The organism is uncultured Thiohalocapsa sp. (assembly GCF_913063425.1).
Taxonomy (GTDB): domain Bacteria; phylum Pseudomonadota; class Gammaproteobacteria; order Chromatiales; family Chromatiaceae; genus Thiohalocapsa.
The window spans coordinates 82,367-104,675 of record NZ_CAJXYK010000003.1 but is presented as its reverse complement, the minus strand read 5'-3'; the positions used below and the strand labels follow the sequence as shown (position 1 = coordinate 104,675).

The following is a 22,309-nucleotide window of genomic DNA, read 5'->3' as shown; positions in this document are numbered from 1 at the left end:
GCGCAGGCAGGTGTGCTTCAAGCTTCACGCTTCGTCTTTCAGACTTTCTTTATCATCCCGGCCATGGCCAGCCTGCGCGAAACCATGGCCCGCAACGGGTTCGAGTCCAACGACGACTACGAATTCCAGGTCCGCTGCCTGCTCCAGGGCCCCGCGGACGGCATCCGCACCTTAAGCATCGAAGGCGACGGCGAGCGCCGCAAGACCGCCTTTGCAACGGCGCTGGCCCACGCGCTGGAGCGCCCGCACGTGCTCTACCACGACTTCGCGGACCGCACCCGGGCGCTGCCCGAGGTGATCCTGCCCGAGGCGCAGGACGAGTACGGCCGCAAGGAGCCGCCCATCGAGCCCCTGGACGACATCGTGAGCCACGCCTGTGCGCTGAGCGAGGCCGAGGGCGTGGTGCTGATCCTGGACCAGCTGCAGGCGGCGGACTTCCGCGAGCACATCCGCATCCACCGGCTGGTGCGCGACCGCCGCTGGCAGGTGCGCGACGCCGGCTACGACGCCAACCCCAGGCACCTGCTGTTGTTCCTGATCAGCGAAGAGCCGCTGTACCACGCCCTGCAGCGGGCGAGCTTTCGGGTCTGGGTGAGCCGGGTCTCGGAGCGCAGGCTTATCTTCCGGCCGGCGGAATTCGGCCTGGCGTCCGATGCGGTGCCGCTGTTCGCCGCCCTGGGCGAGCTGTTCCGGGCGCTGGCGGCGGCGCCCACGCGCAGTGAGATGCAGAAGCTCCTGCACGACCTCATCCATCAGGTGCAGACGGAAGCCGACCTCTGCCACGCCGTCTTCGGGCGCTGCGAGGGGATCGACCGTCAGCGCCTCTTCGCCGCCGACACCGCGCCGGCGCTGACCGCCGTCATCGACGCGCTGCGCGCCTACATCGGCACCGAGCAGATCGAGATCGGCGGCGACTGACGCTGCCCCGTCGTCGCCGGCGGCCGGCCCCGTGGGAAGCTGGTCGCTCTGCCGGCGCCATGCGGCGTCTGTGGCGCGGTGCGAGAGTGCGCAGCAGATGCACAGGCCCCTGACCCGATTGCAAGCCGCGGTGCGGCGCCTAGGCTCAAAGGAGTGACACCGCGTTGTCCGGCGGCATGCGTCGGCGCGCGGCGCAGGAGCAGCCATGTTCGCGCCGAGCTACAAACTGGCCTTCGTCGTCCTGTTCCTGGTGCTGTTGACGGTGACGGTGGCCGGGGTCTCCAGCAATGCCTATCGGCGCGCGACCCGGGTCTCGCTGGACCTGTCCGCCGACATCCTGGCGGAGATGTCGGAGAAGCTCACCAACTGCACCGTGGGGCTGTTCGAGCGCGCGCGCGGGCTCTTGGAGTGCGACGCCGTGGCGCTGCAGACCGGGGGCGGACCGCTTGCCCAGCAGGAGCTGCTGCTGACCCTGTTCGCGCAGCAGCTGGCGCTGGTGCCGCAGATCCAGGCCCTGTACGTGGGGGATGCCGACGGCAACCTCGTGCAGATGCGCCGCTCGCCGCAGCCGGTTTCCCGCGTCATCACGCGGGTGACCGCGGACGGCCGGGCGCTTGCCCGGCCGCACGAGCGGATCATCTACCGGGATGCGGCGCTGCGCCCGCTCACAAGGCTCACGGGCAGCGGGCGGGAAGACCCGCGGCAGCAGGCGTGGTACCGCCGCGCCGTGACCGAGCAGCTGCACATCTCGGAGCTGCACCGCTTCGCCGCCGACGACCGCCCGGGGGTCACGCTGGTAAAGGCAGTGCAGACCGCGGACGGACGGCTGCGGGCGGCGCTGGGGGCGGACGTGACGGTGGCGGGCATCTCTGAGCTGCTGGCGGCGCAGCGGCTCGCGGCGGGCGGTGTCGTCGTCCTGGTGGACGCTGAGCACCGGCTGGTGGCCTTTCCGCCCTGGCTCAAGCTCACCGGCGCTGGGGCGGACGGCCTGCCGCGGGTGGAGCACCTGGATGCGCAATGGCTGGTGGACGCCTACCAGGGCTCCATGGCCGGCACGGCACGGTCGTCCGGCAACGGCACCCTCGCGTACACACTGACCCAGACCGACGGGCGTCGCTACCTGGCCCACCGCAAGGCGGTGCCGGCGGCGCTGGGCACGGACTGGACGCTGTTCATCGTGGTGCCGCAGGCGTCGCTGCTGAGCACCGCCACGCGGGTGCTGAGCGAGTCCGTGGTGATCGCCGTGATCATGCTTGCGGTGGCGGCCTTTGCGGTCTCGCTGCTGGCACTGCGCCTGTTCGAGCCGCTGGAGCGGCTGGTGCACAACACCGAGCACATGAGCGCACTGCGCTTCGGCGACGTGGAGCGGGTGCCGTCCTGGTTCCGCGAGATCCGCACCATGGACGCCGCCATCCGGCGCACGAGCCAGGGCCTCCAGTCCCTGACCAAATTCGTACCGGCGACCGTGGCACGGCGGCTGGTGCAGTCCGGCGCGCCGGTGCAGCCGCAAGCGGAGATGCGCGAGCTCGCCGTGCTCTTCAGCGGCATCGCGGATCTGGCCACCCTGTGCGGCGAGCTGCCGCCCGAGCGCATCACGGCGCTGCTGAGCGCGCAGCTCGCGGTCTTCACCGACGCCATCCTGGCGCGGCACGGCACCCTCGACAATTACCTGGGCGAGAGCATCCTCGCCTTCTGGGGGGCGCCCTTGGCGGTGGACGACGGCGTGCCGCGCGCCTGCGACACGGCGCTCGCCTGTCTGGCGGCGGAGGCGGCACTGCTGCGGGACTGGCAGCTGTGCGACCGACCCGCACCCCAGACCCTGTTCTCGGTGCATGTTGGGCGCTGCATCGTCGGCGCCATCGGCTCCAGCAGCCGCATGAGCTACACCGCCGTCGGCGACAACATCACCCGTGGCTGGAACCTGCGCTGGCTGAACCGGCGCTACGGCACGCGCATCATCATCAGCGCCGCAGCCCGGGCACAGGCTGGTGACGGCTTCTGGGTCCGGCGCCTGGACCGGCTGCCGGCACACCATCCCTTCGCGGGCGGCGAGGCGCAGGACCTGTTCGAGCTGGTGGAGCGCCGCGCCTATCCCCTCACCGCCGCACGCGCCGCCTTCATCGAGGCCTACGAGGCGGCGCTGGACGCCCTGCTGGCGGAGCGCTGGGCGGCGGCGGAGCAGGCCTTCCGGCGGCTCGCGGCGCAGGCGCCGGAGGACAGGTCGGTGGCGTTGATGCTGGAGCGCTGCCGCGTGCGCGACGCCTGCTGGTGTCCGGGTGCGGAATTCCCGCAGCCGGTGGCGACCGCTGCGTCCGGCCGCCCGGTGACGGCTTGAGTGGAGGCGAAGATGCAGTCCGATACCGACGAGCAACTGGATCAGGCCCTGGCGCGCTTCGCCGCCCTCATCGGCGACATCCATGCGCGCCAAGCCGAGCAGGAACGGCGGGTGAACAGCCTGTTCGCGCTGTCACTGGTGGCCTTCGTGCTGGTGGTGACCGTGCTGTCCTTCCTCACCATCATCCTCTCGCAGCAGGTGCCCGGCATGACCGCGGCCATCGCCGACATGAACGGGCGCTTCGCGGTCATCGCCGACGACATGGTGGCCATGGACGGCAGCGTCGCCGACATGCGCCGGCACATGGCGAGCATGCCGGACATGGTGGCGCACCTGGATGCCGTGCACGGCAGCGTCGGCTTCATGTCGGCGGACGTGGGCGCCATGGGGCTCAGTGTCGCCGCGATGGACGACAGCGTGGCGGCCATGTCTGCGAGTCTCGGCGATATGCGCCTGTCCTTCGAGGTGATGGAGCAGCGCGTGGCCCGCATGGGCGCGGACATGCGCCATCTGTCGCAACCCATGCGGATGTTCAACTTCTTCAATCCATTCCGATGACCAATCACAGCATCGCCGAGCGCGACCGCATCGAGCGCCTGGACGCGCTGCTGGAACGCCTGCAGCAGCGGGCGGACACCGCCGCTGCACCCAACCGCCGCCGTGCCCGTCGGGTGGCGCGGCTGTTCCGCATCTTCGGCCTGCTGATGGCGGCCCTTGCCCTGGCGAACCTGTACTTCGTCAACGCGCTCACCCAGGAGGTACGCCTGGTGGTCGGCGAGCTCGACCAGATGACCGGCTACTTCGTGCGGGTCTCCGAGCGCATGCACGACATGCGCGGGTCCGTGGCGGCCATGGAGGCGGAGGTGCGGCTCATGCCGGTGATGGACGCGCAGGTGAGCGCCATCGCCGGGCAGCTTGGCCCCATGACCGACGGCGTCGGCGCCATGGAGCGCAGCACCGCCGCCCTGGACAGGAACGTCCGCGGCATGCGCGGGGCCATGCACGACATGGCGCTGCGCTTCCGCGCGCTGAACGCCCGGGTTGGCGCCATGGGGGTGGACGTGCACGAGATGGCCAAGCCCGTGCCCTGAGGGCGCCCCCCCGGCTGCGTGTCTGGACGGCGGCGCTTGCGGTGGCTTTTTGTCTGGGAGGCGCGCAGCGGGTCGTCATCGCTTGCTCCGGCTGTGCTGCCGGACCGCGCTGCTGGAATGGATCATGCCCGCTGCCGCCGGTCGCCGGCCGGGCTGCCCGATCACCGCAATCCCTGTTCTTTCCGCCGGGACCGTCTAGGCTTATGGCAAAAGCCCGAGCATGGCGCTTGGGTTTCACCCTTGCGGCGGGCGGCATGTGCGACGGCGCGGTTGACCTGCGGCGTCGGCGGCAGCCGGGTCGGGTGGACTGCCCCCGGTCCCGTGCGCCGCCCGCCGCAGCGAGCATCGGAGGTGATCCATGGCTCTTCTGACCCATCCGGGCGTCTAGACGAAGACGCCCGTCCAGATCGCAAGCGTCCCGGTGGAGCAGCCGCTGGAGTGGCTGCGCCGCGGTTGGGACGATCTGCGCCGGACACCCGCCGCGAGCCTGGTGTACGGCCTGCTGGTGTCGCTGTTCGGCGCTCTCATCCTGACCCTGTGGAGCCATCCGTTTCTGATCGCGGCCAGTATTTCCGGCTTCCTGCTCGTGGGGCCGCTCCTGACCACCGGGCTCGTGGAGCTCTCGCGCCGCCGCGAGCGCGGTGAGCCCGCAAGCTTCGATGCCTCCCTGTCTGCGCTGGGCAGGCACCGCGGCGCGCTGCTGCGCTTCGCCGCCGGGCTGCTGCTCATCGCCGTGCTGTGGTTCGCCGCGTCCACGCTCATGCTCGCGATGGCGCTCGGCTTCGCGAGCTTCCTCGTGGGCATGGTGGTTGTCTTCCCGTTGCTCGGTCATGCCACCTGGCATGCGTACCGGGATCTGGTGCAATGAAGGGTGCAGCGCCCGCAACCGGTCGTCCGGCGCACGGGCTTGCCTTAGAATCGGCGCCTGTCGTCACGGTCGCGAGCGGGAGTTCGCCGATGTCCGCCCCTTTGTCTGCCGGTTCGCCTGCCGGTCCGTCCGCTGGTCCATCCGCCGGCGCCTCTGCCGACGCAGGCCCCAACGCCGCGCTGCGCGTGGTGGAGCGCTACCTGGATGCGCTCGTCGCGCACGACCACGATGCGGTGGCGGCACTGATTGCTCCGACGGGCTTCAGCTACCTGAGCCCCATCGCCCGCATCGACGACACCACCGCCTTTCTGAACTACATCATGATGACGGGCGGCATCCTGCGCGGCATCAGCCGGCGCCACGTCTTCGTGGACGGGGACCACGTCTGCCACTGGCTGGTGCTGGAAACCCAGGTGTCCGAGCGCGTCTCCACCCGGGCCGCGCAATGGGCGACGGTGCAGGACGGTCAGATCGTGCAGATCGAGCTGCTGTTCGACCCCCATCGCTGGCGGCTGCTGTTCGAGACCGGGGATTGAGGGGTCGGGTCGGCAGTCCTCTCACAGGAAGCCCCAGACCACCGCGACCGTCAGCACCAGCACCAGCACCGCGTGCAGTCGGTAGTCGCGCCACCAGACCGGGCGGGGCACCGGCTGCATGAGCGCCGGCCGCCACAGCGCCTGCGCCGGCGCGGTGGCCGGCCGCAGCCGGCTGGTGATCAGGAAGATGGCCACCGCCGCCGCGAACAGCAGCGCCGCCACCAGCGTGAAGTGGAGCGTCAGCGCCCCCGCGAGCCAGAGCAGGAACAGCACCGCCGAGAGTGCGTGGCCGCCGAGCAGGGTCGCGAGCGCGCTGAAGCTGCCGGCCCGCCGCGAAAAGATGCCGAGCAGAAACACGGCGGCCACCGGCGGCACCAGGTAAGAGAGGGCCGTCTGCAGGTAGTGAAAGAGGCCCTCGAACCCGCCGATCTGTGGTGCGATGAACGCCGCCAGCAGCATGAAAACGCCGATGGCGCCGCGGCCGATCCAGGCCAGCGCGCGGGGGCTCAGGTCCGGCCGCAGCGGCTTGATGAAGTCGAGCGTCAGCAATGCCGAGGCCGAGTTCAGTGTCGAGTCGATGCTCGACATGAGCGCCGCCGCCAGCGCCGCCAGGATGAGCCCCGAGAGGCCCGCCGGCAGCAGCTCGGCGATGAGCGCCGGGAACACCTGATCGCCGTTCTCGAGCGGCGGCAGGATCTGCACGGCCATCACCCCCGGCAGCACCATGATGAACAGCACCGGCAGCTTCAGGAGCCCCGCCAGCAGCACGCCGCCGCGGGCGTGCCCAAGGTCGTGCGCCCCCAGCACCCGCTGGACGATGAACTGGTTGGTGCACCAGAAATAGAAGCCCAGGATGGGCACGCCGATGAGCGTGCCGAGCCAGGGCAGATTGGGGTCGTCCAGCGGCAGGAAGAGGCGGAGCTTGTCCGGCTCCGTGGCGGCGACGAAGCCCGCCCAGTCGAAGTCGAGCCGCGCGAAGGCCAGCACCGTCACCAGCACGGCGCCGATGAGCAGCATGATGGCCTGCAGCACGTCCGTGTAGACCACGGCGGCAAGACCACCCGCGGCGGTATAGGCGGCGGCGAAGGCGGCGAGCAGCAGCGCCGCCGTGAACAGGTCCAGCGCCGGCACGAAGGCGGTCAGCACCACCGCCCCGGCGAACAGGGTGCCGGCGGTGTCCACGACGATATTCGCGAACAGGGTCAGTGCCGAGAAGTAGCGCCGGACCCGGGCGTCGAAGCGATGCTCCAGGTACTCCGGCACCGTGCCGATGCGAAGACGCAGGTACACGGGCGCGAAGACCAGCGCCATGAGCACCAGGATGGGGGCGGCCATCCATTCGTAGTTCGCCACCGCCAGGCCCCAGGTGTAGGCGGCGCCGGCGAGCCCGATGAGGGTCGTGGACGAGATGTTCGAAGCGAACAGCGAGAAGCCGATGGGCACCCAGGTGAGCCGGCGCCCGGCGAGGAACAGGTCCTCGCCCGAGTGCGTGCGCCGCGCCGTGACCACGCCGATGACGATGACCACCACCGCATAGGCGGCGAGGAAGGCGAGGTCCAGGGGGCTGAGATCGATGGTTTCCATGGCAGCGAACCTTAGCGTCCCCGCTCGTGTGTCGGAAAGGGGTCCTGTTCGTCGCCGTCCACCCCGACGCGGCCGGCGTAGACGCTCAAAGGCCGGTGACGCCGGCGCCGACTGGATCGCTGAGACGCCGCTGATCCGGTGCGTCCGGGTCGATGCGGGCCTGACGCGCCAGCAGGCGCGCGAGCCGGCGGCGGGCGTCGTCGAGCTGCTCAGCGTAGCGCGCCTCGATGGCGCGGCGCCGGGCGGCGCGCAGGTCCGGATCGAGCAGCGGCGAGGTCTTCGCGGGCCGGGACATTGTCGAGGATTCAGCCGGGCTCGCCTCTGCCGCGCCCGAGCCCGCGGCGGCAGTCGAGCGTGCACCTGCCCGGGCCTCGGCGATGGCGGCATCGAGCCCCGAGAGCGCCGTGTCGCGGGCCTTCATGAGGTCGCTGATCCGGCCCTCGGCCCGGGAGATCTCCCGGCGCAGCGGGATTGGGTCCAGGGCATCGATGTCCTCTGCCATCGGGATCCCGGGCACGGGCCTCGGCGTGGGCTCTGCCGCCGCCGCATCGGGCTCCGCGGCACCGTCCGCCGCCGGCAGCAGCAGGGCGAGGGCGCCCAGCGTGAGGGACTTGGGCGCCGCCGGACAGCGACGGGTGCCGCCCAGGGGCGTCGGTGCCGTCCTGCGCTGCTCCGCCACCGCGCCCGCTCAGCCCGGCTGCTCGGCGGGTGCCGCGGCGCCGAAGCGCTGCTCCAGATAGTGAATGATGTCGGCGGACTCGTACACCCACCGGGTGCCGTCGGCCGCGTCGATGCGCAGGCAGGGCACCTGGATGCGCCCGCCTTCGCGCTCCAGCGTACTGCGGTGCTCGGGGTCGTTCTGTGCGTCGCGGAGCTCCAGCGGCAGGCTCAGGCGGTGCAGCGCCCGGCGCGTTTTGATGCAGAAGGGGCAGGCGAAGTACTGGTAGAGCGACATGCCGGAAATCGCCTCCTCCACTTGCCGCTGTGCCTCGGGGCTGCGCTGGAGCGGGGTGGGCCGCGTGATGGAATCGACAAAGGCGATGGTCCGACCGAGCCCTTCGCGGACGAGCTTGAGCAGCATGGCAGTGCCTCTTGTTAGGTCTGGTTGATGGCGGAGCGGGATTGCCGGGGCCGAATCGACGGCGGCTGCCGCGGTGTCGGCCTGCGTGCTGAAGGTGGATTGTAAACACGACGGCGGGCGGCACGTCCGCACATCGGCTGCGGAAAGCGGTTCGGGCCGTGGGTTGGTCGGCGCCGCGGCATGACGCGGGCGGGCGCGCGGGCAGACGCGAGTTAAGTGTACTGTCACCGAAAATTCTCGGGAGGTTAAGGTTACCGTCCCCGCTATTGGCGTCGCCGCTGTTGCCCCGTTACTGTCGTAGACCGGGGCTGCGGCCACGGGACGATTACTTCAGGAAGTCGATGCTCAGCGGATAGCGCCACAGCTCGCCGGCGTTGGCCTTGACGCCGCCGATGATGGGGAAGACCACCGCGAGCACCAGCAGCGCAAGCAGCAGCGGCACGCCCACCACCACCAGCACCAGCAGCGCGGCGCCGATGAGGTAGATCAGCTCCGACAGCACCCAGTTCATGACCACCTTGCCGTGGGCGTCGAGCGCCGGCAGCTCGTCCTTCTTGAGCTGCCAGATCAACAGCGGTGCCACCAGCCCGGCCAGGGGCAGCACGAAGCCCAGCAGCTGGGACAGGTGCAGGAACGTCGCCCACTCGCGGGTGGACGCCTCGACGCTGCCGGGCGCGGCGGGGAGGGCACCGGCCAGCACCCGCTGCTTGGCCTGCGCGAACTCCTCCTCGGTGATAGCGCCGGACGCCTTCAATTGGTACAGGCGCTCGATCTCGTCGGCGATGGTCATGGTCTGAGGCTCCGCTCTGGTTGGTGCCGGTGCGCTCAGTGCGCCGCGCTCGCCTGCTGCTCCAGCTGGCGCGTCAGGTCCGGGTGCAGGTCCAGCGCGGTGGCAAGCCGGTCCAGATAGCTGCGCTCGGCGGGGTTGGCGGTGTCGATGACGAAAAGCGAGGCGAGGTAGAGCTCCGCCGCGGCCTCCCTGGAGTCGGCGCCGGCGGCGACCTCGGCCACGTCCAGCGGCCGGGCCAGCTCCGCCTCCAGCATGAGCTTGGTGTCGTCGTCCAGGTCGAGGCCTTTGATGGCATCATGGATGGCCTGGCGCTCGGCGTCGTCCACGTGCCCGTCGGCCTTCGCGGCGGCGATCATGGCCTTGAACAGGGCCTGACTGCGCCGCTCCGCCTGTGCGCCGGGCAGCGCCTGTACCGGCGTGCCCGGGTCCGCGCCATCACCCTGGTCCGCCTGCCAGGTCTTGTAGGCGTCGTGCGCGACCTTGCCGAGCAGCCCCAGGCCACCGAGCGCTGCGGCCGTGCCCGTGAGCTTACGCCCGAATTTGGTGCCGAGCAGGGCCACCAGGGCGCCGCCGGCGAGGGCGCCCTTGCCGAGGTTGCCGAGCATCGCATCGCGCTCCGGTCCCGCCGGCGGCAGGCTCATGTGCTGCTCCGCCATGGTGGTGCCCTGGGCGGCGAGGTCCTTGCCGGCGGCGAGCATCTGGTCGAGCATCTCTTTGAAGGCCATGGGTCGATTCCTCAGGTGTGGTGTGTGCGTCATGGTCAAACGCTGTTGTTGGGGACGGCCTGGCTGCGTGCCGATGATGCGCGTCCGGGCATGCGGGCGGCAAGGTGTCTGAGGCGGCGGTCGGTGACGGCGGTGCTCGGCGGCTCTGTGCCCTGTTGCTCGCGGCGGGCGCCGGCCGGCGCTTCGGCGCCGACAAGCTGTCGGCGCCCCTGGCGGACGGCACGCCGGTGGCCGTCGCTGCCGCACGCAGCCTGCTGGCGGCGGGGTGTGAGACGCTGGCGGTGGTGCGCTGTGCGCAGACGGGCATCGGGCCGGAGCTGGCGCGGCTCGGCGTGCGCCTGGCTGCCTGTACGGATGTCCGGCTCGGCATGGGCCACAGCCTGGCCTGTGGCGTGCGCGCGAGTGCGGACGCCACAGGCTGGCTCGTGGCCCTGGCGGACATGCCTTATGTGCAACCGGCGAGCATCGCCGCGGTGGCGGCGGCTCTCGCGGCCGGTGCGCCCATCGCCGCGCCACGCTGCGCCGGCCGCCGCGGGCATCCGGTGGGCTTTGCGGCGGGCTTCCGTGCCCAGCTGCTGGCGTTGCGCGGGGATCAGGGTGCCCGCGGATTGCTCCGGACGCATGCAGACCGCATCGTCAGCGTGAACCTGGACGACCCCGGGATACTGCAGGATGTGGATGTGCCGGGGGACCTGCCCAGCGCCACCGGCTGAGTCCGGGCAGTCGGGCACCCCGACGGCCCGCGCTGGTCCAAGCAACCGCCGGTCGCTGTTGCCCTGCGCCCGGCGGCGCCGGCCAAAGACGATCTGACCAAAGACGATGTAACAGAACCCGATCTGACAGGGCATGCTCCGACGAGACTCATGACCGCCTCCCGCAAACACCTTGAGCGCACCGCAAGCGACGGCGAGATCGACGCCTTCCTGGAACAGGTGGCGCGCACGCCTCAGCGCGCCCGGCCGGGCCCCCGCGGCCGGCTCATCTTCGCCATGGACGCCACCGCCAGCCGCGAGCCCACCTGGGACCGCGCCGCGGACATCCAGGCGGCCATGTTCCAGGAGACCCGGGACCTGGGCGGCCTTGAGGTCCAGCTCTGCCACTACGGCGGATTTCGGGAGTTTCACGCCTCGTCCTGGTGCGCAAGCGCCGACGAGCTGCTGCCGCGCATGACCCGGGTGCGCTGCTTGGCGGGGCTCACCCAGATCGGCCGGGTGCTGGACCATGCCAAGGCGCAGGCCGCCCGCAAGCCGGTGAATGCCCTGGTGTTCGTCGGCGACTGCGTCGAGGAAGACCACGACCGGCTCGCCGGCGCCGCCGGCGAGCTGGGGCTCCTCGGCGTGCCCGTATTCGTGTTTCAGGAGGGGCGCGAGCCCCAGGCAGAGCGGGTGCTGAAGGACATCGCCCGGCTCTCGGGTGGGGCGTGGTGCCCCTTCGACCACCGCAGCCCGCAGGTGCTGAAGGACCTGCTGAGCGCCGTGGCGGTGTTCGCCGCCGGCGGGCGCAAGGCACTCACAGACTTCGGCCGCCGGCGGGGTGGGGCCGTGCTTCAGCTCACCCGCCAGCTCGATAAAGGATGACCTGGATGCCGACCGCAGCCGCTGACGGAGACCGTGCATGGGCCGGCTGATTGTTCTGCTCGCCCTTGGCGTCGCCCTCTGGTGGCTGCTGCACTGGTTCCGCAACACCCCACCGCAGCAGGTGGCGGCGGTGCTGCGCAAGTCGTTCATCTGGATTGCCGTGGCGCTGTTGCTGCTCGCGGTGCTGAGCGGGCGCCTGAACCCCCTGTTCGCCGCCCTGGCGGCGGCGGTGCCGGTGGTGTTCCGCGCGCTCAACCTGCTTCAGGCTCTGCCGGCGCTGCACCGCATGCTGCAATCCCTGGGGCTGGTGGGGCCGGGGCCGATCGGCGGCGGTTCTTCCGGCGGCGGCGGCAGCGCGCGGCAGTCGTCCATCCGCACCCGCTACCTCGACATGTCTCTGGACCATGACAGCGGCGCCATGGACGGCGAGGTGCTGGAGGGCCCCTTCGCCGGCCAGCAGCTCTCCCGGCTCGGGCTGGCGCAGCTGCTGCGCATGCTGGAGCTCTACCAGGAGTCCGACGCCCGCTCCGCGGCGGTGCTCACGGCCTACCTGGACCGGGAGCACCCGGACTGGCGTGAGGACGCGGCAGCCGCCGGCGCCGGCGGCACAGGGCAGGGCAGCGCCGGCCCGGGCCAAGCCCCCGCCCGCGGCATGACCAAGGAGGACGCCTGGTCCATCCTCGGCCTGGAGCCCGGCGCCAGCGCCGAGGCCATCCGCGCCGCCCACCGACGGCTCATGCAGCGACTGCATCCAGACCGCGGCGGCAGTGATTATCTGGCCGCCCAGATCAACGCGGCGAAGGACTTGTTGTTGGGGGAGTAGCCCAGACCACCCACGAGCAGCCCCTGTACGTGCTAGCCGACGAGCGACAGCGTATCGTCACCCGGTATTTCACCGAGCAGGTCGGCGTCGATCCCGCCGGCGTTTGCGATTGCCGTTTCCCATTTGATCCGAGCGATCAGGGTTATCCGCGCGCCGAGGTTGTGTTTTGATGTTTCGACGAACAGTCCTGCATGCGAGGACATGGCGCCCGGGCGTGCTGACCTGCGTGCTGCTGCTGGTGGGCTGTGCCTCCACACCGCCGGACCGCACCGAGCTGATGCCGGTGCCGGCGGTGCTCGAAGGCGGTCGCTTTGACCCGTTCGCCGATGTGCCGCCGCAGGCTCGTCGTCTCCAGACGGAGATCCTGTTCGCCACCGACCGCGATCCGGCCGACGCCGGCGACCTGGAGCACCACTACGCGAGCCGCCGCGGCTACCTGGTGCGCCTGGGCCGCGCGCGCATCCTGCACGGTGACGGGGCGCTCGACTGGGACAGCGCGACGCGGCTGTCGCTGCAACCGCAGCGCAAGCCGCCGTACCGACTGCGCGTGGGCGCGGTAGAGGAGATCGGCATTCTTGCCAGCACCGCGTCCCCCTTCACGGACCCGGCGCTGCTTCCAGCCGATCCGGATGCACCGGCTGCGGCCTTCGCCGCTGCCGTCGACCGCAAGCTGGCACGCGCGCAGCAGCCCGACATCGTCGTCTACGTGCACGGCTTCAAGGTGCCGTTCGAGAACCCGCTGCTGGTGGCCACGGAGCTGTGGCACTTCATGGGCTACGACGGCGTTTTCATTCCCTACTCCTGGCCGGCGACGCCGCGGCTCCTGGCGTATTTCTCAGACGTCGAGACCACCGCGCTGAGCGCGCACTACCTGAAGGAGCTCATCCAGTTTCTGCGCCGGCGCACCGCGGCGGAGCGCATCCATATTCTCGGCTACAGCGCCGGAACCCGACTGGTGCTGGACGCCTTGTCCATGCTCGCGCTCAGCACAGCGCCTGCCGTCGGCGGTGCGCGCATCGGCGAGGTGATCCTGGTCGGCAGCGATGTCGACACGGGGTTGTTCGCCGCCGCGCTGACCAACGGCGTCCTCGACACCAGCGAGCGGCTCACCGTCTATCTGTCCGGCATCGACGGCGCGCTGCGGTTCGCGAACCTGGTGTTCGGCCGCGAGCGGCTCGGGCAACTGCTGGATCACGATATGCCAGCGCATGTCGCCGCAACACTCGGTGCGGCTGACGAACTGGTGCTGATCGACGTCACAGACGCCGAAGACGCCGATGCCCGCAGCGGCCATTCCTACTTCCGCGAGAGCCCCTGGGTGAGCAGCGATATCCTGGCGACCCTGGCCACCGGCCTCGGCCCCGCGGAGCGGGGGCTGGTACGAGATCAGCCGGACTTGCCCATCTGGAGCTATCCGCCGGACTTCATCGCCCGGCTTCAGCGCGCCCTTGGCAAGGCGGCATCGGCATCGGATAGACGTGACGGGTCGTTGCAGTCTGCCGAGGGGTCCGCACGGGTGCCGTAATGTGAAGACCGCTTGGCGCTGCGCACCCTTGCCATGCCTCGGCCTGTGGACGCTGTGGATACCGCTGTTGGCCGGCGCGGCTGACACCGGGCCCCCGGTGCCCGGGTGCGGTCACCGTCGACATCTTCCTGCTCGATCTCGATGCCATCGACGGCGCGGCGCGGAGCTTCGACGCCAACGTCTACGTGGAGGCGCAATGGAGGGATCCACGCCTGGCGGACCCCAGTCAACAGGCGCCCCGGACGCTGCCGCTGGCCGCGCTCGCGCGCCAGTCGTTTTGTCTCCTCCGGCGGGTCGATGCCGACTCAGGTCCGTGATCAGCGACCATTGGCCCCGCTGCACCAGGAAGGTCCCGGTGAACACGCCTTCGAGAGCGTCCAGGATGTCCCCGGCATCCAGGTCGGCGCTGCCGCCGGCCAGCATGCCGATGTTGAACATGCCGTTGCGGAGCATTACGGATCATTGTCCAGAATGCGGCGAGCGGCGAGCGGCGAGCGGCGAGCAGGGCGTGGGGCGGCCCGCGAGGAACGGCCATGGCATCGTCAAGCAACTGTTGGACGGCTCATGCGTTCTGAGTCATCCCCCCGGGAGAACTTTCCATCGCCGCTGATCGTCCATCGCGCGACGATGGCCCGAGCCGATGCGGAGCCATGGCCCACGCGTCACCGCGCGCGGTGCGATATCTGTGGCTGCGCCGACGCCCGCTCCGCCGGCAGGCAGAGATCGGGGTCGGCCGTGGCAGACCAGACCGGGAGCCGCTCGCGGACTCGGCGTCTAGGGAGACACCGATTCATTGGGCATCCTACCCGGGCGGGAATCGCCGAATACTTCGGCGTTTACCTAGTCGTCATCCTCCTCCCGCTCCTGATTCGGCTGGATGTACTTCTGAATTTCAGCCGTACCATCCTGGACAACACCCGTGTGCGCATCAAGCACGATGTCATCGCCGACGAAGACGACGCAGTCGAGGGCGTTGCTGACAAAGCTGGTGTGGGCTTTGTATTCATAGCCGTCGTAATAGGAGGTCTCTTGATTCGAGACGCCCTTGGACGTCATGTAGCCGCTGGCTTCGCACTCGAAGACGATGGACGCAGGCAGCGAGCTGAACCAGCAATACGCGACGTCATCTGCATCGATGGCGATGACTGCGCTTTCTGCTTTGCCGTCGATTTCCAGCAGATCTTCGTCGTAGTCCAATGCACAGTCGAAATAGAACCCCTCGACGTTGCCCGACACCCAGCCGTACGCGTATCCATCAGCGTATTCGTGACGATACACATGGATGTACGAGGTCCGGTCGTCACTGTTCTCCGATGCACTCAGGTAATCGGAGAAGCTGCCGGTCGCCCCGGGATCCCCACCTGGACCGCTGGCAATGGCGGCGAGAGAGAACAGGGTCGCTGCCAATCCTGTAACAAGCGTCTTCATCACAGAGTCCTCCCTGTGAACAGCGGGCGCTGCGTGCCTGAGGACCCATGGGGACAGACTGCCTGCGCAGCATCCCGCAACTCTCTGCCCGTCCCGACCTCAGACTCCTTAAAGAAAGTATAGGCAGTGGCCGACGTGTCACTGTCGGTCGCGGTTGGACGGCGCAAAGCCGGCGACGAGGCAGGCTTCCGTGTCCGGGTGCCACCGGGTCTGAGCGGCCGTCAAGGTCCTTGGCTGCTATCCTGCGTCCGTGTCAGTGTCCTCCGCCTGCGCCATGCTGCCGAGCTCGACCGCGGCAGCCAGCTCCTCGACCGTGGCCGGGCCGGTGACGCCGTTCTCACCCATGCGGCCCAGGTCGAGCCGGCGGCGGAGCAGGCGTCCGGTGGTGGTGAAGCTCAGGTCACCGGTCATGCCGGCGGGCAGCGTGATCGCCGTGCTGTCGCCGGCGTCGGCGACCAGGGCGCCCAGGTAGTAGGCGTCGATGCCCATGGCATAGAGCCGGCCCATTTCGCCGCTGGTGTAATCCGAGTCGGGCGTGTCCGGGCTCCGCGCGATGAACTCCCGGGCCATCTCCCGGTTCACGAGCCAGGGCACGTCCACGTAGAACAGGCCCTCTTTCTCCGCGGCGTCGGCTTTGGTGTCCGTCGCATGCGATGTCGCAATGATGGGTCTGCCCGCGCCGCTGCCGCCGAGCCCGGCGTAGACGCCTGCGGCAGCATCTGGTCGTGCGACCATGAAGACGATATCTGCGCCTGCAACCCGGTCGCCCAAATCGCCGACCTGCCCGCCGGCATAGGCGACTTCCGCCACCGGCGCTTTGTCCAGCGACCCGACGAAGGCCGCGCGCATGCGCTCGCCCCAGCTGTCCGCCTGTGGATAGACAATCGCCGTACTCACCGAGCCGGCTTGCGATGCTGCCAGCGCGTTGATCAGCTCGGCGGCGGTCCGGGCCTCTTCCTCCGGCGCCAGCGCGAACTGGACCATGCCGGCGCTTGTCTGATCGGCCTGGTTCAGCGCCAGCATCGCCGGACTCGTGTCCGAGCGTGCCTCGGCAATGGCGTTGACGTTGTTCTTCAGCAGCGGGCCGATGATCAGCGGCGGCGGTGATGTGCCGGCTGCTGCCTGGTACGCCGCCAGTGCGTCGCCACTGGTATCTTTGGTCTCCGGCTTGCGGTTGTTGGCGGGATCCCGCCCGAGAGCGGCCGCATACCCGGCCTCGATGGCATCCACCGCAGCACCCAGGCGTCCTTCGGCGCTGATGGGCAGCAGCAGTACGACCGCCTGATCCTTTGGATACTTCGCCGATGTCGGCAGGCCGGGCGCGACCTGCGTACCGAGGTTTGCGCAGCCGGAGACGGCGAGTGCCAGCAGCGCCGGCATGATCAGGCGCGCCGAGAGGATCGTCATGGGTGGAATCGTCATTGGCAGGATGCCCCTGGTCTTGTACGAGCGGATGGATTGCAGGAAAGATGGGCAGCACCCGCGCAGCCTGATGTCGGTTGCACGCAGACTGGAGGTGCAGCTGTAACCGGTGTTCAGCCTTGCGTCGCCGATGAGCGCGGTGCGTGCCTGCGACCGCGTTGCTGAGGCATTCCGATGGCGCGGGTCAGCCGGTCTCGCCACCGATCAGCGCGCCGTCTGTCCCGTTGACGCCTCTGCGTCCGCGAGCCTGGCCGGTGCCCTCAATCCGTGAGCGCAAAACCCTGATAGGCCGTCGTTGCCAGCTGTCTGCGTGCGTACTGCTGGACTTCCGGGCTCTTGAACAGGGACTCGCGCATGACCTTGACCTCCGCCCCTTCGCCGACCTGGTTATACAGATCGATGACATCCTGCATGCCCATGCGGATACAGCCATAGGAGGCCGGCCGCCCGAGCCGCCACTCCTCGGGTGTGCCGTGGATGTAGATGAAACGCTTGAAGGTGTTGCTGTTGTGGTGGTCCTTGCCGTTGAGCCAGAGGATACGGCTGACGATGGGGTCGCGCCCCGCGGCGTTCGGCGGGAGGATCTCGCCGGTGGGGCGGCGCCCTTTGAAGACCATGCCGGTGGGCTGGCCGTCGCCGATCTTGCGCGCAATCTCCATGCTGCCGAGCGGCGTGCGGTAGCTGCCTTCCTGTGAGCCGAGGCCGAACTTCGACGTGGAGACGGGGTAGCTCTTGAGCGGCTTGCCGTCACGCAGCAGCAGCATGCGCTGGTCGCTGACGCTCACCAGCAGCTTGTGGCGCGTGTCCTTGCCTGTGGGCACCTTGCCCGTGCTGCCGCAGCCGCCGAGCGCCAGACCGCCCGCGAGCAACAGCAGGCCGACGCACAGGTCCCTCAGAACGGCTGGCTTCATGATGGATGGACGCATGACGCTGACCTGGCCGCAACACTGCGGCTGATTGAGGTGCGAGCTTAGGGGGGGCAGAGAGGCCGGTCAAGGCGCCGCAGGGGCCGGGCGGAGGTTCCGAGCGGGCAAGGTCAGGCTTCCACCGACGCGCGGGGCTCTCTGGATGTTCACACGGGCCGCACCGCAGCAGCGGCGGACGACCAGCGGCGGGCGCAGATGCCCAGCAGATGCCTGAGCCGGCGGTGCGCGTCCGGGTCGAGACCGGCGGGGTCGAAGCGGCTGCGGTAGTGCAGCTGCACGGCCTCCGTCAGCGCCGCGGCGGTGTGCACACCCTCGGCGTGCAGCCGCCGGGCCCATTCCAGCAGGGTCTCGCCCTCGCGCCGCCCATGGCCGTGGCGGGCGGCGATGCGCTCAAGCTCAGTGAAGGCGCTGGAGTCTTCCGCGCCTGTCCGCGCCGGCGCCCGGCGCCCGCGGCGCTCACCGCGCTGCGCGCGCCGGACGATACGCCAGGCGAGGATGACCACCAGCATCGCCAGCGGCAGCAGCAGCCAGTTGCGGTCGGCGCGGTCCTCGGCGGCGGCGCCGGACAGCGCGAGCCGCAGCCAGGCGAAGAAGTCGCCGATGTCCTGGGTCCACGGGCGCTCGGCGGCCTCGAGCGCGGCCCAGTCGGGCGGGGTGGGGTCGAAGTCCTGCCAGCGGCCGTCCAGGTACACCTGCACCCAGGCATGGGCATGGCTGTCGCGGGCGATCCAGGCGTCCTCCAGCGGGCTGTACTCCTGCACCGACCAGCCGCGGGCGTAGCGGCTGGGGATGCCGGCGCTGCGCAGCAGCAGGGCGGCGGCGGTGGCGAAGTACTCGCAATGCCCGGCGCGGGCCTTGGTGAGGAAATGGGCGAGCGGCCCCGTGTCCGCCGGCGGCTCCGGCAGCGTCAGGGTGTAGCGGAAGTCGCGCAGGAAAAAGCGCTCGAGCAGGCTGAGGGCCTGTTCGGGCGACACCTTCGCCAGGCCCAGTTCGTCGGCGAGGGCAGCGATGGCCGCCGCATCCTGCCCCACCACCCGCAGGTCTGCCGCCGTGGGCGGTGCCGTGAGCGCGTGCGCAGCAGCCGCGGCGGCCGGACGCACCCGGTAATTCAGCAGCGGCTCGGTGATGGCGGCGGTGTAGCGCACCGTGCCGTAGTCGTTGCGGTGCAGCTCCCGCTCCGGCATGCCGCTGATCAGGGCTGCATCCGGTGGCAGCGGCAGCAGGCCCTCGGTGCGGCGCAGCAGCATCACGATGCGCTGCTCACCGGTGCCTGTGCCGGCGGCCGGTCCCAGCAGCGGGCGGCGGCCGCTCTGGTCCGGCACCGGCTCGAACAGCGAGCCCGTGGTGAACCAGGTACCGTTCACATAGCGGTCGTAGCTCGCGGTGCGCAGCAGCAGGGCGTCGTCCAGCGGTGTGTCCGGGTAGACGCGCAGCAGAATACGCTCGGAGCCCTTGAGCCGCCCCACCTCGCCGATTGCGGTGGTGGCCCGATAGGGATCCAGCGACGGGCCGAGCCATTGCTCCATCCAGCGCAGCACCGCCCGCTCGGCCTCCACATGGCCCCAGCGCAGGCCCGCCGCCAGCGCCAGCGATGTCGCCAGCGCCAGCACCAACAGCACCGCGAAGAGCCCCCGGCGCCCCTGGGCTGCCGGTGCCCAGGGCAGCAGCGCCGCCGCCGCGAGCAGGGCCAGCGATGGCAGCAGCCAGGGCGTCTGCGGCGGGATCATGGCCGCTGCGATGATGCAGATGAGGACATAGGCCCAGCGCAGGTCGAACAGTACCTCGCTGCCCGGGCGGTGCTCGCCGCGCAGGCTCATGAACAGCACGGACAGCTCAAGCCCCGGCCGGCGGCCGTAGAGCTGCACCGCCAGCAGCGGAAAGAGCAGCCCCGGCAGCCATTGGATGAGCAGGATGAGCGCGCTGCCCAGGCGCGGCTGGTTCAGGACGAGCCAGGCGCCGGCGAGCGTGATCATCACGGTGCACAGGTCCGCCACCCGGCGGCGCTCCTTGACTTCCAGCTCGAAGCGCCAGCCGCGCCAGCCGGGCAGGGCCGCCAGCAGCGCCAGGGGCAGCGCGAGCCACCAGAGCCCGGTGTGCAGGCCCCAGAAGGCGAGCGCCGCCGGCACCAGCCAGGCCGGCGGCTCGCGAGCGCCGGCGTTGGGCACTGCGGCTGCGGCGGGTGCGTCGAGCTGAGGCGCGCTGTTCATGGCCGGATGCGCACCGGTGGCGGCGAGCGCAAATGCGGCTCAGCCCGGCGTCTGATGGCCAATGCAGTCCAGGTCGTAGACCTTGATGGGCCGCTTGCGGCGCACCCGCACGGCGGTGAGGCTGCCGCCCCAGACGCAGCCGGTGTCGAGCGCCCAGACGTTGTGCTCGGCAATGTAGCCGAGCGTGGACCAGTGGCCGAACAGGATGCGGGTCTCGCGGCTGGCACGCCCCGGCACCTTGTACCAGGGCAGCACGCCGTCCGGCTCGGTGCCGGGCAGGGACTTCTCGTCCAGCAGCAGCCGGCCGTCGGCGGTGCACCAGCGCAGCCGCGTCAGGCAATTGGTGATGAAGCGCAGCCGGTCCACGCCGCGCAGGTCCTCGGACCATTGATCGGGCTGGTTGCCGTACATGGCCTGGAGAAAATCCGCACAGCCGGGTCCGCGCAGCTCCACCTCCAGCTCCTGGGCGCAGGCGCGGGCCTGGGCCAAATCCCATTGCGGCGGCAGCCCGGCGTGGATCATGGCGAAGCGCTTGTGGTCGCTGTGGTGCAGCAGCGGGCGGTGGCGCAGCCAGTGCAGCAGCTCGTCGCGGTCCGGGGCCGTCAGCACGTCGTCCATGGTGTGCTTTTTCGCCTGGCGCTCATTGCCGGCGGCCAGCGCCAGCAGATGCAGATCGTGATTGCCGAGCACCACCACGGCGCTGTCGCCCAGGGCCTTGACCCAGCGCAGCACGGCGAGGGAGCCGGGCCCGCGGTTGACCAGGTCGCCGACGGACCAGAGCTTGTCGTGGGCCGGGTCGAATTCGATGTGGTCCAGCAGCCGCCGGAGCTCGTCGTAGCAGCCCTGGATGTCGCCGATGGCGTAGGTGGCCATGATGTCACTGCAAGCTGGCGCCGGGGTCGGGCCGCGCGCGGCGGCTGCCGGGATGCGCGCAGAGCGGCGGCGCCTGGTCCGCTCGCGCGCGCAACGCCGCAGCGGGCAGCGCTGCGTTGCACGAGCCTATTGTCACGCGCCGCGCGGAGCGAATGAAGGGGTCTCGATCAATGCAGAAGCACCGCCGGGCTGAGCCCCGCGACGCGCACGCAGGTCAATGCAGGCGCCCGCGGTCTCCCAGCGAGAAGGCCGGGATCTCGGCGTCGAAGCGGGTGCCGTCGTCGGCGAGCATGTCGTAGGTGCCGTGCATGCTGCCCACGGGGGTGGCGATCTGGGTGCCGCTGGTGTAGCGGAAGGACTCGCCGGGCGCAAGGTGCGGCTGCTCGCCCACCACGCCGGCGCCGCGCACCTCCTGCACTTTGCCGTCTGCGTCGGTGACGATCCAGTGCCGGTTCAGGAGCTTGGCGGGCACCTGCCCGGTGTTGCGGATGGTGATGGTGTAGGCGAAGACGAAGCGGTGAGCGGCCGGGTCCGATTGCTCAGCGATGTAGTCACTGACCGCGCTCACTTCGATGCGATAGGGCTCGTCGGCTGCCATCTGCGGCTCCTGTCGGGTGTCTCTCTTTGTGGAATGCGTCGCTGCCCACCGCCGATGCCCGTGACTGCGTTGCAGCAGACGCGTCGCGCCCGACGGCATGGCAGCCGGCGGCGCGGCATCGGCTCAGGCGAATCCGGTGATGCCCCGCTCCGAGCCGCGGCAAAAGGCGATGATGCTGTCGGTGTCCGGACCGGGCAGCTCCTGCTCCGCGCGCGCCAGGGCCTCGGCGAGGCGCAGGCCGGATCGGAACAGGAGCTTGTAGACCGCCTTGATGCGGTTGCGCCGGGCCTGATCGAAGCCGTTGCGCCTGAGCCCCACCAGGTTGAGGCCAATGATGCGCGCGCGCTGGCCGTTGGCGATGACATAGGGCGGCACGTCCTTGGGCACGCCGCTCACCCCGCCCAGCATCACATAGGCGCCGATGCGGCAGAACTGGTGCACCGCCACCTGACCGGAGACGAACACATGGTGGTCCAGCTCGACGTGCCCGGCGAGGGTCGCGGTGTTCGCGAAGATGTTGTCGTCGCCCACGGTGCAGTCGTGTCCGACGTGGCTGTAGGCCATGAACAGGTTACGGCTGCCGATGCGGGTGCCGGTGGCGTACTTGACGCCGTGGCTGATGTTCACGCCCTCGCGAAACTGATTGTCGTCGCCGATGGTGAGCGGTTTGGCCTGTTTCGCCGTGTAGCCCAGATCCTGCGGCGGTGCGCCCAGCGTAACGCCGTGGCAGACCCGGTTGTTGCGCCCGAGTCTGGCCTGTCCGTAGATGCGCGCGCAGCTCTCCACCACACAGCCCTCGCCGAGCACGGCGCCGGACTCGACGATCGAGTAGGGGCCCACCTGCACGCTCGGATGCAGCTCGGCGCCGGGCTCGATGATGGCGGTGGGGTGGATCGGCATGGATGAAGTACGGAGTACGAAGTACGCGGCGCCGGTCTATGGTCGCTGGCCGCATGCGGCCTGGGGTCAGCTGGTCTGGGTGGGTCTATCCTCAGCCCTCAG

General features: G+C 70.0%; 23 protein-coding genes. 10 read left to right on the top strand and 13 right to left on the bottom strand.

What is annotated here, in order from left to right:
- The first annotated feature begins 63 nt into the window (after window positions 1-63).
- The 6 genes from QZ607_RS02290 to QZ607_RS02265 all read left to right on the top strand — a co-directional run bounded on the left by QZ607_RS02290 (window position 64) and on the right by QZ607_RS02265 (window position 5,748).
- Window positions 64-918 (top strand): hypothetical protein, encoded by an 855-nt coding sequence (locus QZ607_RS02290; RefSeq protein ID WP_295879191.1) that lies wholly within the window; start codon window positions 64-66, stop codon window positions 916-918.
- A 205-nt stretch (window positions 919-1,123) separates the two neighbouring features.
- The gene (locus tag QZ607_RS02285; RefSeq protein WP_295879190.1) at window positions 1,124-3,253 is read left to right on the top strand and encodes an adenylate/guanylate cyclase domain-containing protein; all 2,130 of its coding nucleotides are present in this window, start codon (window positions 1,124-1,126) and stop codon (window positions 3,251-3,253) included.
- Window positions 3,254-3,265: 12 nt separating this feature from the next.
- Window positions 3,266-3,811 carry a hypothetical protein gene (locus QZ607_RS02280; RefSeq protein WP_295879188.1) on the top strand — a complete coding sequence of 182 codons (546 nt, stop codon included), beginning with the start codon at window positions 3,266-3,268 and terminating at the stop codon, window positions 3,809-3,811.
- On the top strand, window positions 3,808-4,344 hold the full coding sequence (locus QZ607_RS02275) for a hypothetical protein (RefSeq protein WP_295879186.1): 537 nt from the start codon (window positions 3,808-3,810) through the stop codon (window positions 4,342-4,344). Before QZ607_RS02280 ends, QZ607_RS02275 begins: the two co-directional genes overlap by 4 nt.
- Before the next feature lie 421 nt (window positions 4,345-4,765).
- Window positions 4,766-5,212, top strand: coding sequence for a DUF2189 domain-containing protein (locus tag QZ607_RS02270; protein WP_295879184.1), 447 nt, complete (start codon window positions 4,766-4,768; stop codon window positions 5,210-5,212).
- 89 nt (window positions 5,213-5,301) lie between these two features.
- Window positions 5,302-5,748: a nuclear transport factor 2 family protein gene (locus QZ607_RS02265; RefSeq protein ID WP_295879182.1), complete on the top strand. Its 447-nt coding sequence runs from the start codon at window positions 5,302-5,304 to the stop codon at window positions 5,746-5,748.
- 21 nt (window positions 5,749-5,769) lie between these two features.
- Here QZ607_RS02265 and QZ607_RS02260 read toward each other — a convergent pair whose 3' ends face one another.
- From QZ607_RS02260 to QZ607_RS02240, 5 genes are all read right to left on the bottom strand, one after another.
- Window positions 5,770-7,332, bottom strand: a complete 1,563-nt coding sequence (locus QZ607_RS02260) for a sodium/solute symporter (RefSeq protein ID WP_295879179.1) — start codon at window positions 7,330-7,332, stop codon at window positions 5,770-5,772.
- Window positions 7,333-7,417: 85 nt separating this feature from the next.
- Window positions 7,418-8,011: a hypothetical protein gene (locus QZ607_RS02255; RefSeq protein ID WP_295879177.1), complete on the bottom strand. Its 594-nt coding sequence runs from the start codon at window positions 8,009-8,011 to the stop codon at window positions 7,418-7,420.
- Between the two features lie 9 nt (window positions 8,012-8,020).
- Window positions 8,021-8,413, bottom strand: coding sequence for a glutathione S-transferase N-terminal domain-containing protein (locus QZ607_RS02250; RefSeq protein ID WP_295879176.1), 393 nt, complete (start codon window positions 8,411-8,413; stop codon window positions 8,021-8,023).
- 325 nt (window positions 8,414-8,738) lie between these two features.
- Window positions 8,739-9,203 (bottom strand): DUF4870 domain-containing protein, encoded by a 465-nt coding sequence (locus QZ607_RS02245; RefSeq protein WP_295879174.1) that lies wholly within the window; start codon window positions 9,201-9,203, stop codon window positions 8,739-8,741.
- A 35-nt stretch (window positions 9,204-9,238) separates the two neighbouring features.
- Window positions 9,239-9,928, bottom strand: coding sequence for a tellurite resistance TerB family protein (locus tag QZ607_RS02240; RefSeq protein WP_295879172.1), 690 nt, complete (start codon window positions 9,926-9,928; stop codon window positions 9,239-9,241).
- 104 nt (window positions 9,929-10,032) lie between these two features.
- Between QZ607_RS02240 and QZ607_RS02235 the strand changes: the two genes are divergently transcribed.
- The 3 genes from QZ607_RS02235 to QZ607_RS02225 all read left to right on the top strand — a co-directional run bounded on the left by QZ607_RS02235 (window position 10,033) and on the right by QZ607_RS02225 (window position 12,328).
- Window positions 10,033-10,641: a nucleotidyltransferase family protein gene (locus QZ607_RS02235; protein ID WP_295879171.1), complete on the top strand. Its 609-nt coding sequence runs from the start codon at window positions 10,033-10,035 to the stop codon at window positions 10,639-10,641.
- A 150-nt stretch (window positions 10,642-10,791) separates the two neighbouring features.
- Window positions 10,792-11,505 (top strand): VWA domain-containing protein, encoded by a 714-nt coding sequence (locus QZ607_RS02230; protein ID WP_295879169.1) that lies wholly within the window; start codon window positions 10,792-10,794, stop codon window positions 11,503-11,505.
- 37 nt (window positions 11,506-11,542) lie between these two features.
- The gene (locus tag QZ607_RS02225) at window positions 11,543-12,328 is read left to right on the top strand and encodes a DnaJ domain-containing protein (protein WP_295879167.1); all 786 of its coding nucleotides are present in this window, start codon (window positions 11,543-11,545) and stop codon (window positions 12,326-12,328) included.
- Between the two features lie 32 nt (window positions 12,329-12,360).
- Here the strand turns inward: QZ607_RS02225 and QZ607_RS02220 are convergent, their stop codons facing one another.
- A complete protein-coding gene (locus tag QZ607_RS02220; protein ID WP_295879164.1) occupies window positions 12,361-12,531 on the bottom strand; it encodes a hypothetical protein in 171 nt (56 codons plus the stop codon).
- Window positions 12,532-12,542: 11 nt separating this feature from the next.
- Here QZ607_RS02220 and QZ607_RS02215 point away from each other — a divergent pair, with 11 nt between their 5' ends.
- Window positions 12,543-13,853, top strand: a complete 1,311-nt coding sequence (locus tag QZ607_RS02215; RefSeq protein ID WP_295879162.1) for an alpha/beta hydrolase — start codon at window positions 12,543-12,545, stop codon at window positions 13,851-13,853.
- 840 nt (window positions 13,854-14,693) lie between these two features.
- Here the strand turns inward: QZ607_RS02215 and QZ607_RS02210 are convergent.
- The 7 genes from QZ607_RS02210 to lpxA form a co-directional block, all read right to left on the bottom strand.
- A complete protein-coding gene (locus tag QZ607_RS02210; RefSeq protein ID WP_295879160.1) occupies window positions 14,694-15,281 on the bottom strand; it encodes a hypothetical protein in 588 nt (195 codons plus the stop codon).
- A gap of 237 nt (window positions 15,282-15,518) precedes the next feature.
- The gene (locus tag QZ607_RS02205; RefSeq protein WP_295879158.1) at window positions 15,519-16,703 is read right to left on the bottom strand and encodes a penicillin-binding protein activator; all 1,185 of its coding nucleotides are present in this window, start codon (window positions 16,701-16,703) and stop codon (window positions 15,519-15,521) included.
- Between the two features lie 260 nt (window positions 16,704-16,963).
- Window positions 16,964-17,614: a L,D-transpeptidase gene (locus QZ607_RS02200; RefSeq protein ID WP_295879156.1), complete on the bottom strand. Its 651-nt coding sequence runs from the start codon at window positions 17,612-17,614 to the stop codon at window positions 16,964-16,966.
- 161 nt (window positions 17,615-17,775) lie between these two features.
- Entirely contained in the window at window positions 17,776-19,836 is a 2,061-nt protein-coding gene (locus tag QZ607_RS02195) for a transglutaminase domain-containing protein (protein WP_295879154.1), read from the bottom strand.
- 39 nt (window positions 19,837-19,875) lie between these two features.
- Window positions 19,876-20,709 carry a symmetrical bis(5'-nucleosyl)-tetraphosphatase gene (locus QZ607_RS02190; protein WP_295879152.1) on the bottom strand — a complete coding sequence of 278 codons (834 nt, stop codon included), beginning with the start codon at window positions 20,707-20,709 and terminating at the stop codon, window positions 19,876-19,878.
- 214 nt (window positions 20,710-20,923) lie between these two features.
- The gene (gene apaG / locus QZ607_RS02185) at window positions 20,924-21,307 is read right to left on the bottom strand and encodes a Co2+/Mg2+ efflux protein ApaG (RefSeq protein ID WP_295879151.1); all 384 of its coding nucleotides are present in this window, start codon (window positions 21,305-21,307) and stop codon (window positions 20,924-20,926) included.
- Between the two features lie 123 nt (window positions 21,308-21,430).
- A complete protein-coding gene (lpxA, locus tag QZ607_RS02180; RefSeq protein WP_295879149.1) occupies window positions 21,431-22,207 on the bottom strand; it encodes an acyl-ACP--UDP-N-acetylglucosamine O-acyltransferase in 777 nt (258 codons plus the stop codon).
- Window positions 22,208-22,309: the final 102 nt, after the last annotated feature.

Excerpts from the sequence above, each read along its gene's own strand:
- QZ607_RS02290 (WP_295879191.1), top strand. The coding sequence starts at position 64 with ATGGCCAGCCTGCGCGAAACCATGGCCCGCAACGGGTTCGAGTCCAAC.
- QZ607_RS02285 (WP_295879190.1), top strand. The coding sequence starts at position 1,124 with ATGTTCGCGCCGAGCTACAAACTGGCCTTCGTCGTCCTGTTCCTGGTG.
- QZ607_RS02280 (WP_295879188.1), top strand. The coding sequence starts at position 3,266 with ATGCAGTCCGATACCGACGAGCAACTGGATCAGGCCCTGGCGCGCTTC.
- QZ607_RS02275 (WP_295879186.1), top strand. The coding sequence starts at position 3,808 with ATGACCAATCACAGCATCGCCGAGCGCGACCGCATCGAGCGCCTGGAC.
- QZ607_RS02265 (WP_295879182.1), top strand. The coding sequence starts at position 5,302 with ATGTCCGCCCCTTTGTCTGCCGGTTCGCCTGCCGGTCCGTCCGCTGGT.
- QZ607_RS02260 (WP_295879179.1), bottom strand. The coding sequence starts at position 7,332 with ATGGAAACCATCGATCTCAGCCCCCTGGACCTCGCCTTCCTCGCCGCC.
- QZ607_RS02250 (WP_295879176.1), bottom strand. The coding sequence starts at position 8,413 with ATGCTGCTCAAGCTCGTCCGCGAAGGGCTCGGTCGGACCATCGCCTTT.
- QZ607_RS02245 (WP_295879174.1), bottom strand. The coding sequence starts at position 9,203 with ATGACCATCGCCGACGAGATCGAGCGCCTGTACCAATTGAAGGCGTCC.
- QZ607_RS02240 (WP_295879172.1), bottom strand. The coding sequence starts at position 9,928 with ATGGCCTTCAAAGAGATGCTCGACCAGATGCTCGCCGCCGGCAAGGAC.
- QZ607_RS02230 (WP_295879169.1), top strand. The coding sequence starts at position 10,792 with ATGACCGCCTCCCGCAAACACCTTGAGCGCACCGCAAGCGACGGCGAG.
- QZ607_RS02225 (WP_295879167.1), top strand. The coding sequence starts at position 11,543 with ATGGGCCGGCTGATTGTTCTGCTCGCCCTTGGCGTCGCCCTCTGGTGG.
- QZ607_RS02220 (WP_295879164.1), bottom strand. The coding sequence starts at position 12,531 with ATGTCCTCGCATGCAGGACTGTTCGTCGAAACATCAAAACACAACCTC.
- QZ607_RS02210 (WP_295879160.1), bottom strand. The coding sequence starts at position 15,281 with ATGAAGACGCTTGTTACAGGATTGGCAGCGACCCTGTTCTCTCTCGCC.
- QZ607_RS02205 (WP_295879158.1), bottom strand. The coding sequence starts at position 16,703 with ATGACGATTCCACCCATGACGATCCTCTCGGCGCGCCTGATCATGCCG.
- QZ607_RS02200 (WP_295879156.1), bottom strand. The coding sequence starts at position 17,614 with ATGAAGCCAGCCGTTCTGAGGGACCTGTGCGTCGGCCTGCTGTTGCTC.
- QZ607_RS02195 (WP_295879154.1), bottom strand. The coding sequence starts at position 19,836 with ATGAACAGCGCGCCTCAGCTCGACGCACCCGCCGCAGCCGCAGTGCCC.
- QZ607_RS02190 (WP_295879152.1), bottom strand. The coding sequence starts at position 20,709 with ATGGCCACCTACGCCATCGGCGACATCCAGGGCTGCTACGACGAGCTC.
- apaG (WP_295879151.1), bottom strand. The coding sequence starts at position 21,307 with ATGGCAGCCGACGAGCCCTATCGCATCGAAGTGAGCGCGGTCAGTGAC.
- lpxA (WP_295879149.1), bottom strand. The coding sequence starts at position 22,207 with ATGCCGATCCACCCCACCGCCATCATCGAGCCCGGCGCCGAGCTGCAT.